Source organism: Streptomyces sp. NPDC058198 (assembly GCF_042882605.1).
GTDB lineage: Bacteria > Actinomycetota > Actinomycetes > Streptomycetales > Streptomycetaceae > Streptomyces.
Genome location: NZ_JBHVVP010000006.1, coordinates 459,042 through 470,403 on the forward strand (window position 1 = coordinate 459,042; position 11,362 = coordinate 470,403).

The 11,362-nt window shown below is 70.7% G+C and carries 9 protein-coding genes; 3 read left to right on the plus strand and 6 right to left on the minus strand.

Annotation, left to right across the window (positions count from 1 at the left end; genetic code table 11):
- Positions 1-12 precede the first annotated feature (12 nt).
- The 3 genes from ACFVWW_RS23280 to ACFVWW_RS23290 form a co-directional block, all read right to left on the minus strand.
- Positions 13-771 carry an MIP/aquaporin family protein gene (locus tag ACFVWW_RS23280; protein ID WP_384188769.1) on the minus strand — a complete coding sequence of 253 codons (759 nt, stop codon included), beginning with the start codon at positions 769-771 and terminating at the stop codon, positions 13-15.
- 383 nt (positions 772-1,154) lie between these two features.
- Entirely contained in the window at positions 1,155-1,517 is a 363-nt protein-coding gene (locus ACFVWW_RS23285) for an Mpo1-like protein (RefSeq protein WP_384188771.1), read from the minus strand.
- 41 nt (positions 1,518-1,558) lie between these two features.
- Positions 1,559-2,365, minus strand: coding sequence for a M15 family metallopeptidase (locus ACFVWW_RS23290; RefSeq protein ID WP_384188772.1), 807 nt, complete (start codon positions 2,363-2,365; stop codon positions 1,559-1,561).
- An 87-nt stretch (positions 2,366-2,452) separates the two neighbouring features.
- Between ACFVWW_RS23290 and ACFVWW_RS23295 the strand changes: the two genes are divergently transcribed.
- Positions 2,453-2,965, plus strand: coding sequence for an NUDIX domain-containing protein (locus ACFVWW_RS23295; protein WP_386878838.1), 513 nt, complete (start codon positions 2,453-2,455; stop codon positions 2,963-2,965).
- Between the two features lie 75 nt (positions 2,966-3,040).
- Here the strand turns inward: ACFVWW_RS23295 and ACFVWW_RS23300 are convergent, their stop codons facing one another.
- On the minus strand, positions 3,041-5,413 hold the full coding sequence (locus ACFVWW_RS23300; protein WP_386878824.1) for a glycoside hydrolase family 31 protein: 2,373 nt from the start codon (positions 5,411-5,413) through the stop codon (positions 3,041-3,043).
- Positions 5,414-5,631: 218 nt separating this feature from the next.
- On the opposite strand from ACFVWW_RS23300, the gene ACFVWW_RS23305 reads away from it, so the two are divergent.
- Entirely contained in the window at positions 5,632-7,623 is a 1,992-nt protein-coding gene (locus ACFVWW_RS23305; protein ID WP_386878825.1) for an acetoacetate--CoA ligase, read from the plus strand.
- A 99-nt stretch (positions 7,624-7,722) separates the two neighbouring features.
- Positions 7,723-8,658 carry a hypothetical protein gene (locus ACFVWW_RS23310; RefSeq protein WP_386878826.1) on the plus strand — a complete coding sequence of 312 codons (936 nt, stop codon included), beginning with the start codon at positions 7,723-7,725 and terminating at the stop codon, positions 8,656-8,658.
- A 73-nt stretch (positions 8,659-8,731) separates the two neighbouring features.
- Here the strand turns inward: ACFVWW_RS23310 and ptsP are convergent, their stop codons facing one another.
- On the minus strand, positions 8,732-10,402 hold the full coding sequence (gene ptsP, locus ACFVWW_RS23315; protein ID WP_386878827.1) for a phosphoenolpyruvate--protein phosphotransferase: 1,671 nt from the start codon (positions 10,400-10,402) through the stop codon (positions 8,732-8,734).
- Positions 10,403-10,491: 89 nt separating this feature from the next.
- Positions 10,492-10,941 carry a PTS glucose transporter subunit IIA gene (locus ACFVWW_RS23320; protein ID WP_386878828.1) on the minus strand — a complete coding sequence of 150 codons (450 nt, stop codon included), beginning with the start codon at positions 10,939-10,941 and terminating at the stop codon, positions 10,492-10,494.
- Positions 10,942-11,362: the final 421 nt, after the last annotated feature.

Below are 11,362 nucleotides of genomic sequence, written 5' to 3' on the forward strand. Positions count from 1 at the left end.
CGACCGGTCTGGTCAGAAGGCGGCGTTGAAGACGATCCCGGCGAGGACCCCGCCGACGAGCGGCCCGGCCACCGGCACCCAGGCGTAAGCCCAGTCGGAACCGCCCTTGTTGGGGATCGGCAGCAGCGCGTGCACGATGCGCGGGCCCAGGTCCCTGGCCGGGTTGATGGCATAGCCGGTGGGTCCGCCGAGCGAGAGACCGATCCCCACGACCAGCAGGGAGACCAGCAGGACCGAGATACCGGAGCCGTACACACCGGCGCTGCCGGGGATTTCACCGATGCCGATCCCCGCGTTCTTCCCGAAGGCCAGGATCGGCAGCACCAGAGCGGCCGTGGCGATCACCTCGGTGAGCACGTTCGCCACCGGACTGCGGATCTCCGGCGCGGTGGAGAAGATCCCGAGGGTCGGCTGCGCCACGCCGGGGTCGGCGTTCGCGCGGAACTGCGCGTAGTACGCCAGCCAGCAGAGCACCGCGCCGATGATCGCGCCGGTCATCTGCCCGAGGATGTAGAGCGGGACCTTGTCCCACGCGCCGGTGTCGACGGCGATCCCCACGGTCACGGCCGGGTTCAGATGGCCGCCCGACAGCGGCGCCGCGGTGTACGCCCCCGCCAGCACCCCGAAGCCCCAGCCGAAGGCGATGACCACCCAGCCGGCGGCTCTGGCCTTGGAGTGATGCAGAGTGACCGCGGCGCAGACCCCCGCGCCGAAGAGGATGAGTATCGCGGTCCCGATGACCTCACCGACGAATATGTCCCCATTGCTCAAGGCGGCTCCCAGGTCGTGTCCGCAAAGTAGCGCCGTCCGCCCGGAGGGCGGGGTCGGCGGCGTTCGGTGCGTGCGATCGCAAGGCGGAGGATCATTCGTGTACTGGACGTACTCGGATGGTTCCGACAACGCGGCGAGCGTGCGTGCCGAGCGTCGTCGGCCAGGCGAAACTTTGCGGACACGGCCTGGGCCCAGGCCGGGGCCGCTGGCCCCGGATCTCCGTGACGAGCGTGGTGAGCGTGCCGACGTGCGCTGATGTCGGCGGAATGGCAGTGTTCACCGGCCTTGACGGGTCGTCAAGACCGGTGACAGCAAGCCCAGTTCAGGGCAGTACTTGACACGCTCGGACGGAACGTAAGGCGCTCGGACGGGGCCCGGGAAGGTCAGCGGTGCTCGGCGAGCCACTCGGCGGCGATCTTCGCCAGCTCCGCGTCGCGGCCCGCCAGCATCATCCGGATCATCTGCACATCGCCGCGCAGCGACCAGGCCGGATGCCCGAACGAGGCCGGATTGTTCTTCTCGATGAAGAAGTGCGCGGGCCAGGCCGTCCCGTAGCCGATCAGCGGCAGGGCCGCCGCATACCGCTTCCGTCCGCGCGCCAGGCCGTAGACGCTGATCGCGAGCCCCGTGAGCGTCCCGGTCAGATGGACCCAGCGGGTCGCCGCTCTCGAATGCATGGCGACGTAGTAGGGCCAGAATTCCTCGTACGAATCAAACGTCTGCTGCTCACGTGTCTCCTGCGCCATAAGGGCACCGTAATGGCTCGGACAGGAACCGCAAACAGGTGTCAGTGCCCGATGACCGAGCCCCATGCCACCGGGAAGTCGAAGTAGCTGTCCGGGAACGTCTCCGGCTTGTAGGTGAAGTGCCACCACTCCTCCGGCAGGTTGGTGAACCCGGCCTCGGCCAGCGTCCCCTTCAGCAGCTGCCGGTTCGCGCGCTGCGCGCCCTGCACACGCGGATCGTCGGTGTGCGCGAGCGTGTCGAAACAGTCGTAGCCGGTGCCCATGTCCACGGAGTTGTCGGGAAACCGCTCGGCCTTCGGGCCGTAGCAGGGAGCGAGCTGCTCGCCGGGGACGTACGGCCGTGTCGGCAGGGCGGGCAGCTTCACGAGGGTCAGGTCCACCGTGCTGCCCCTGCTGTGCCCGGACTTCTCCGCGATGTAACCGTCCGCGAACAGCCGCGACTTGTCGACGCGCGGATAGAACTCCTGCTTCATCCGCTCGTCCTGGAGATCCTTCGCCCACCGCACGAAGTGATCGACGGCCCGCTGCGGCCGGTAGCAGTCGTACATCTTGAGTGAGTAGCCCTGCCGCAGCAGCCGCGCCTGGGCCCGGCGCAGCGCCTCGGCGGTGGGCCGGGTGACGATACAGACCGGCTGCCGGTAGCCGTCCACCCGCTCGCCCATGAAGGTGTGCGGGGTGACGTAGCGCATCTCCTGAATGATCGTCGGCGCGACCGAGCGGAGGGCCACGAACTCCTTCGGCGCCGCCGGCCCCGGCCCGGCCTGCGCGGCGGGCGCGGTGGCGGTGGCAGTGAGCAGTGCGGCGGCCGAGACGGCCAGGACGCGGAGTACGGACACAAGTCTTGTCATGGGCACTTCGTTTATCAGGTCCGGCGGCCGCGGGGAAGGGAGATCGGATACAGTCCGCGCGTGTCGGAGCCCAAGAAGAAACCCGTGATGAACTCGCACTGCGGCAGCTGCGGCACGCCGTACCCCGCGGCGGCCGGCTGGCCCCGCACCTGCGCGGTCTGCGGCGCCACGGCCTACCGCAACCCGCTGCCCGTCGCCGTCGCCCTGCTGCCGGTGACGGACCACCAGGGCACCGCGCTCGTCGTCATCACCCGCACCATCGAACCCCAGCGCGGCGGTACCGCCCTCCCCGGCGGTTTCATCGACCACACCGAGGACTGGCGGCACGCGGTCGTTCGGGAGCTGCGGGAGGAGACGGGTATCGAGGCGCCGTGGCAGGACGTACGGCTCGCCGACGCCCTCAGCTCGCCCCACGGCCATCTGCTGCTCTTCGGCCTGCTCCCCGAGCGCCCCGCCGCCCAGCTGCCGCCCTCGGCCCCGACGGACGAGACGGAGGGCTGGCACCTGCTGCGCGCGCCGGCGGAGCTGGCGTTCCCGCTGCACACGGAGGCCGTACGGTCCTGGTTCGCCGGCCGCTACGACCGCCGGGACCGCGCCTGACGGAGAGCCGGCGTGGCTAACGAGGAGCTCATCGCTCCGCGTGGGCCATGAGGAGCTCTCATCGCTCTCCTCACCTCACCCGCGCCCGCGGCGTACGGAACCCGCACCCCGGGCCCGTACGGCCCACGCCGGCTCCGCCGTCCCCTCGTCCGTCACCCGCTCCACCAGGACCTCGCCGTCCACCAGCCGTGAGGTGTAGCGCTCCACCTCCGCCTGCCCCCAGCCGTCGCCCGGGTCGCGCACCACCAGCCCACCGCCCGCGCGTCCGGCCGCCGGCGCCCACGCCTCCAGTTCAAGACGGCCGTCCTCCGCCTGTACGGGGATCACCGCACCCGCCCGCGCCAGGACCGGGATACGTGACGGCGGCGCGTCCAGCAGTACCTGCCCGGGGCCCTCGTACGCCTGCTCCGTGGCCGTGTCGTACCACCGCCCGCGCGGCAGACGCACCGCCCGCCGGTCCGTGCCGGGTTCCAGCACCGGTGCGACCAGCAGCGAGTCACCGAGCAGAAACGCGTCCTCGCAGTCGCGCAGCGCCCGGTCCTCTGGAGCGCCCCACCACAGCGGCCGCACATACGGCGCCCCGGTGAGCCGGGCCAGCTGAGCCAGCGTCACGAAGTACGGCCGCAGCCGCTCCCGTTCGGCGAGCGCCGACCGCGCGTGTCCGAGCACCTGAGGACCGAACTCCCACGGCTCCCTGCGGCCCGCGTCGATCGCCGAGTGCGTACGGAACAGCGGCAGATACGCCCCCAGCTGGAACCAGCGCAGATACAGCTCGGGCGACGGAATGCCGTCGAAACCGCCCACATCGGGCCCGGAGTACGGCACCCCGCACAGCCCCATCCCCAGCACCAGCGAGAGCGAGGCCCGCAGCCCCGGCCAGCCCGTCGACACATCGCCCGACCAGGTGCCGCCGTACCGCTGCATCCCGGCCCAGCCGGATCGTGAGAAGAGGAAAGGACGCTCATCGGGCCGCAGCCGCCGCAGACCGTCGAAACCGGCCCGCGCCATGGCCAGCGCGTACACATTGTGGGCCTCGCGGTGGTCGCCGCCCCTGCCCTCCAGCCGGTGCCTGGCCGACCGGGGCAGCGTCGTGTCACCGAACGGGGCGAAGGACACCGGCTCGTTCATGTCGTGCCACACCCCGGCGAACCCCTGCGCGAGCCGCTCCTCATAGAGTCCGCTCCACCAGTCACGCGCCGCCGGATCCGTGAAATCGGGATAGACGCACTCGCCGGGCCAGACGACGCCCCGTACCTCCCGGCCCCGCGCGTCCCGGACGAACGCACCGGCCGCGGAGCCACCGTCGTACACCGCGGTCCCGCGCTCCGCCTTCACCGCGGGGTCGACGATCGAGACCAGCCGGACGCCGTCGGCACGCAGCTCCTTGGCGAACACCGGCAGATCGGGGAAGCGCTCACGGTCGACGGTGAAGACCTGGTGCGCGTCGTAGTGGTCGATGTCGAGATGGATCGCGGACAGCGGCAGATTCCGCTCCCGGTACCCCGCGACGACCCGCCGCACCTCCCGCTCGCTGCCGAAGCCCCAGCGCGCGTGCTGCGGACCGAGCGCCCAGGACGGCGGCGGCACGGGCGCTCCGGTGAGCGCGGTCCAGCCGTGCAGCACGCGCGCGGGCGTGCCGATCACCACCCAGCAGCGCAGCGGCCCGCCGTCCATCCGCAGTTCGCTGGTGCCCGGCCTGTCGTGTCCCGAGCCCGCGCCCTCCTCACCCTCCCTGAGGACGACCCGGCCGTCCCACGAGTTGTCATGGAACGCCAGATGCGTCCCCGCGTCGGCCACCACCAGCTGCACCGGCATCGTCACGTACAGCGGATCGTCGGCCGGGCCGAAGCCACCACCGGGATCGGTGTTCCACAGCCGGTACGTACCGTCCCGCAGCCGCGGCCCCGAGGCCCGCCCGCCCAGGCCGAAGAACCGCGCGTCCGCCGCCACCTCGGTCCGCTGCACCCAGCGCGCGGGACCGCCCGCGCTCCGGTCCCACCAGCGGGGCGGCAGCTCCCGGCGCAGCACGACACCGCCCGGCGTACGGACCTCGATACCGCCGTGGCGGGAGACCGCCACGGTCACCCGCTCCGACACCACCCGCCAGCCGCCGTCCGTATCGGGCTCCAGTTCGGCCCTCGGGTCCGGCTCGGGAGGAAGACCGGCGAGTGCGTACGACGGCAGCGGCTCCGCGCCGTCCCACCCCCAGAAGACGGCGCCGGCCACCGTCACGCACACATGCAGCTCCGCCCGCGCGAACCGTACGGTGCCGCCTCCCGGCAGCGGCTCGGCGCCGGTGACCTGACCCGGCACCCGGGCCCGCTCCGTGCCACGCGACGTCGCCTCTCTGGCATCCGTACGCCGCTGGCGCCAGGCCGACCGCACAGCGCGGAGCCCCTGTACCGAGCCGACCATTTTCATCGAGCGCACCAGTTCACGACCGTCCATGCTGATCAGCCTGCCATCCGGCCGCGTTTTCCGGGGCTTCGTTCAACTCCCGTTCACCCGTGGTGAGAGCACATATCCGCCGTGTCCACCATGGGTGGCGAAACCTGGTGCGAATGACGATCACATGGCATCGTCCCTGTCAGCCGCGTCACGCGCACACCCACGCCGTGCGCGCGACATGCGCACACCACGCGTCGAGCCAGCCCGGGAGCCGCCCCATGACCGCAGTCGCCAGCCCAGCCCCCCTCTGGCAGCCGGACCCCGATCGCATCGCGGCCGCCCGCGTCACCCACTTCCAGAGCTGGGCGGCCGAGCGGTACGGGGCCCCGGCCGAGGGCGGCTACGCGGCGCTGCACCGCTGGTCCGTCGATGAGCTGGAGACGTTCTGGACCGCCGTCGCCGACTGGTTCGACGTACGGTTCTCCACCCCGTACGAACGCGTCCTGGGCGACCGCACCATGCCCGGCGCCGCATGGTTCCCCGGCGCCACCCTCAACTACGCGGAACACGCCCTGCGCACCGCCGAAGACCCGGCCCGCGCCCATGAACCGGCACTCCTGTATGTCGACGAGACACAAGAATCGACGCCGGTCAGCTGGGCCGAGTTGCGCCGCCAGGTGACCGCGCTCGCCGCGGAACTGCGCGCCCTCGGCGTACGCCCCGGAGACCGGGTCAGCGGCTATCTCCCCAACATCCCGCAGGCCGTCACCGCGCTGCTCGCCACCGCGGCCGTCGGCGGAGTCTGGACCTCCTGCGCCCCCGACTTCGGCGCCCGCAGCGTCCTGGACCGCTTCCAGCAGGTCGAACCCGTCGTGCTGTTCACCGTCGACGGCTACCGCTACGGCGGCAAGGAACACGACCGCACCGAGACCGTCGCAGAACTCCGCCGCGAACTGCCCACCCTGCGGGCCGTGGTCCATATCCCCCTGCTGGGCACCCCGGCCCCCGAAGGCGCCCTGGCGTGGTCGGACCTCACCGCCGGCCCGGCGACACCCGGCGACGAAGGACCCGTCTTCGAACAGGTCCCCTTCGACCACCCCCTGTGGGTCCTGTACTCCTCGGGAACCACCGGCCTGCCCAAGGCCATCGTCCAGTCCCAGGGCGGCATCCTCCTGGAGCACTTCAAGCAGCTCGGCCTGCACTGCGACCTCGGCCCCGAGGACCGCTTCTTCTGGTTCACCTCCACCGGCTGGATGATGTGGAACTTCCTCGTCTCCGGGCTGCTCACCGGCACCACGATCGTGCTGTACGACGGGAGCCCCGGCTTCCCCGCCATCGACGCCCAGTGGGGGGTCGCCGAGCGGACCCGCGCCACCGTCTTCGGCACCTCCGCCGCATATGTCATGGCCTGCCGCAAGGCGGAGGCACACCCCGGCCGCGACTACGACCTCTCCCGCGTGAAATGCGTCGCCACCACCGGATCGCCGCTCCCGCCCGACGGATTCCGCTGGCTCCACGACGACGTCGCGGAGGACCTGTGGATCGCCTCCGTCAGCGGCGGCACCGACGTCTGCAGCTGCTTCGCCGGAGCGGTACCCACCCTCCCCGTCCATATCGGGGAGCTTCAGGCGGCCTGCCTGGGCACCGACCTCCAGTCCTGGGATCCGCACGGCAAGCCCGTCATCGGCGAGGTCGGTGAACTCGTCGTCACCAACCCCATGCCGTCCATGCCGATCCGCTTCTGGAACGACCCCGACGGCAGCCGCTACCGCGACAGCTACTTCGAGATGTTCCCCGGCGTCTGGCGCCACGGCGACTGGATCACCATCACGGAGCGTGGCTCGGTGGTCATCCACGGCCGCTCCGACTCCACCCTGAACCGCCAGGGCGTCCGCATGGGCTCCGCCGACATCTACGAAGCCGTCGAACGGCTCCCCGAGATCCGCGAATCCCTCGTCATCGGCCTGGAGGAGCCGGACGGCGGCTACTGGATGCCGCTCTTCGTCCATCTCGCCGAGGGCGCCGTCCTCGACGACGCCCTGCGGACGCGCATCCAGCAGACGATCCGTACGCAGCTCTCCCCGCGCCATGTCCCGGACGAGATCATCGAAGTCCCCGGTGTCCCGCACACCCTGACCGGCAAGCGCATCGAAGTCCCGGTCAAACGCCTCCTCCAGGGCACCGCGCTGGACAAGGCCGTCAACGCGGGATCCGTCGACAACCTCGAACTGCTGCGTTTCTACGAGAACCTCGCCCGCGAACGCCGCTGACCGCCTGACCGCCACCGGCCGCCGACGGCTCACACGGCCGACTGTCAGACCCCCTGGTTACTGTGAGTGAGTAATTATCGACAGCGCTCAGGGGGAGTCATGGCGCACACCGAGCACAGCCGGCCGGCAGGCCGGGCGGAGAGGTCCGGCCAGGAGAGGACGGCCAGGACCATGCGGCGCAGACTGCGCCGCGAAGTCCCCAGCACCGTCGGCCTGCTGGCCGACGAGCGGGACTTCGCCGCGATGCGGTGCTACCGCACCTTCACCTTCGACGACCACGCCACGTATCTGCGGCAGATCGACGGACTGCTGAGATCCCTGGCGGCCCAGGGCGTGCACACCACCGTCGCCCTCTTCGACCCCGAGGAGTTCGCGGAGTACTGCGAAGACGCCGGGCTCGACCCCGACACCGCGGTCAGCCGCAGCCGTTTCACGGCCCGCATCGCCTCCGGCGGCGCCGCCGTCGCCTACACCGGCCAGTCCCTGGACAGCCTTGTCCCCCTCCTCATCAACACCGCGGTCCGCAAGGCCACCTGGGAGTACGCGACGACACTCCTCGCCGACCTCGGAGCGTGCGCCGACTGCGGACTGGACATCGGACGCGCGGCCTTCGAGCGTGCCTCCCACATCCTCTTCCGACTGCTCGAAGCGGCAGAACGAGGCACCCACCACCTCGTCTGCTCCATCCCCGCGGCCGACGAACAACTCCTCGCCGTCCTCCACACCGACCGCCCCGACGGGGAGCCCGGCCAACTCGACTCGTCCGAAGGCGCCGAATTCGTCAGCGTGCTCGCCGTCGGCATCGCCCTGGAGAGCTCCGGGGGAGTGGTGCTCCGTACGACAGCACCCGACACACCGGACCGGCTGCACGGCTGGCGCCTCCACCGCGGCAGCCTCGTCCCGCTCACCGAGGGCGAGGTCTTCAGCGCCTACTGCACCGACGCGGACACCGGAGAGCCGCTCTCCCCGGAGCCAGGGGTGGAGTACCGCGCCGGCTTCGACCTCGGCCTCGACGACACCGGCACCCACCACTGAACGCCGAAGGGGCTTCCCGCCACAGTGCGGCGGGAAGCCCCCTCAGAACCCGGCCGGAATCCGGCCGGCCGGTTCACTCGCCGGACAGCACCGCCTGCGCGGCCTTCCTGGCGCCCTCGGCCGTGTCCGCGGCCCGCGCGGCCGCGGCGGCACGCTCGCACTGCGCCAGCGTGTGCTTCGCCAGGGCCGACCGCACATAGGCGATGGACGCCGCACCCATCGACAACGACGTCACCCCCAGCCCGGTGAGCACACAGGCGAGCAGCGGATCGGAGGCAGCCTCACCACACACACCACAGCTCTTGCCCTCGGCCTTGGCGCCCTCGGCCGACAGCGCCACCAGATCGAGCAGCGCGGGCTGCCACGGATCCTGCAGCCGCGACACCGCACCCACCTGCCGGTCGGCGGCGAAGGTGTACTGCGCCAGATCGTTGGTCCCCAAGGAAAGGAACTCGACCTCCTGAAGAATCGACCGGGACCGCAGAGCGGCGGACGGAATCTCCACCATCGCGCCGACCTTCGCGGTCAGCCCCGCCTCACGGCACGCGTCCGCGAACGCCTTCGCATCCGTACGGTCAGCCACCATCGGCGCCATGACCTCCAGATACACGGGCAGTCCCGCAACGGCCTTCGACAGCGCCGTCAGCTGGGTCCGCAGCACATCCGGGTGATCCAGCAGACTCCGCAGACCACGCACACCGAGCGCCGGGTTCGGCTCGTCGGCGGGGGTCAGGAAGTCCAGCGGCTTGTCGGCGCCGGCGTCCAGCACCCGCACGACCACCCGGCCCTCGGGGAACGCCTCGAGCACCTTGCGGTACGCCTCGACCTGCTTCTCCTCCGACGGCGCCTGCCGGCTGTCGTCCAGGAACAGGAACTCGGTACGGAACAGTCCGACGCCCTCGGCACCCGCCTCGACGGCCGCCGGCACATCCGCGGGTCCGCCGATGTTCGCGAGCAGCGGCACCTTGTGACCGTCCGAGGTCGCACCCGGCCCGGTGGCGGCGGACAGCGCGGCCTTCCGCGCGGCGGCCGCCCGCTCGAGCTCCGACCGCTTCTCGGCGCTCGGCTCGACAAAGACCTCACCGGTACTGCCGTCGACCGCGATCAGGGTGCCCTCGGCCAGCTCCTTGGCACCCGGCAGCGCGACCACGGCCGGCACTCCGAGCGCCCGCGCCAGAATCGCGCTGTGGCTCGTCGGCCCGCCCTCCTCGGTCACAAAACCGAGCACCAGAGCCGGGTCGAGCAACGCCGTGTCCGCGGGGGCGAGATCGCGCGCGATCAGTACATACGGCTCGTCACTGTCCGGCACACCCGGCATCGGAACGCCCAGCAGCCGGGCGACGATACGATTCCGCACGTCGTCCAGGTCCGCGGCCCGTCCCGCCAGATACTCACCGGCATTGGCGAGCAGCGCGCGGTACGAGGCGAACGCGTCGTACACCCCGCGCTCGGCCGTGCTCCCGACGGCGATCCGCCGGTCCACATCGGCCATCAGCTCAGGATCCTGAGCCATCATCGCCTGCGCCTCTAGTACCGCCTGCGCCTCGCCGCCGGCCAGATTGCCCCGGGCCATCAGGTCGGCCGCCACCGCTTCGACGGCCTGGCGGGCGCGCCCCTGCTCGCGCTCGGCCTCCTCCGGCGGAATCTGCTTGGCCGGCGGCTCCAGTACCGCGGTCCCCATATGACGGACTTCGCCGATCGCCACTCCGTGGCTGACCCCGACCCCTCGCAGCGTTGTCTGCATTTCACCGTCTCCGATTGTGCGGCGATCCTGTCGCCGCGATGGATGTGCGACGAGCGCTCAGTGCCCGTCCCCGAGATACGGCGCCGCCGTCACTGCCAGCCGAAGAGAGAGTCGCCGGCCTTCACCTCGCCGTCCTCGCGGAGGTCGGAGAGGGAGCCGGCCGAGGCGTCGAGCGCCACGACCGGACAGACAGGGGACTTGCCGGCCGCTTCGACGGCAGCGGGGTTCCAGCGCACGACGGCCTGTCCGCGCTGGACCGTGTCGCCCTTCTCGACGAGCAGTTCGAAGCCCTCACCGTTGAGTTGCACGGTGTCGATACCCAGGTGGGTCAGTACGCCGTGGTCGGCGGAGTCGACGACGACGAAGGCGTGCGGATGCAGGGAGACCACCACGCCGTCGACCGGAGACACGGCCTCGCCCGGCTCCCGCACCGGATCGATGGCGGTGCCGGGCCCCACCATCGCGCCGGAGAACACCGGATCGGGGACAGCGGCAAGCCCGATGACGTGTCCGGGCAGTGGGGCGGTCACGAGGGTCATGGGGAGCCTCCCAAGAGCGGAGAAAATCGGGTCCGCCGTCACCGCCTGTGAGGGGACGACGTGCTGTTCAGAAGGGTAAGTCATAGGAAGTGACGGTTCCGCATGAGAGCTGACGGTTGACAGATCGGGGGACGCACCGGAATGGATTTGCCTGCGTCGGCCGACCGCATGTAGTGTCGTACTCCTGCCTGACCCCAGCGCGACTTTGAGTCGGGGGTCGGCGGCATCTATCAAGTCTTGATCATTAACTCGATCTCCTTTTGCGTGTCCGCGAAACGGTGGTCGGGGAGAGCGAAAAAGCCTGATAGAGTTTGAAACACGAAATGCCGAAGGGAAGCCCGGAGGAAAGCCCGAGAGGGTGAGTACAAAGGAAGCGTCCGTTCCTTGAGAACTCAACAGCGTGCCAAAAGTCAACGCCAGA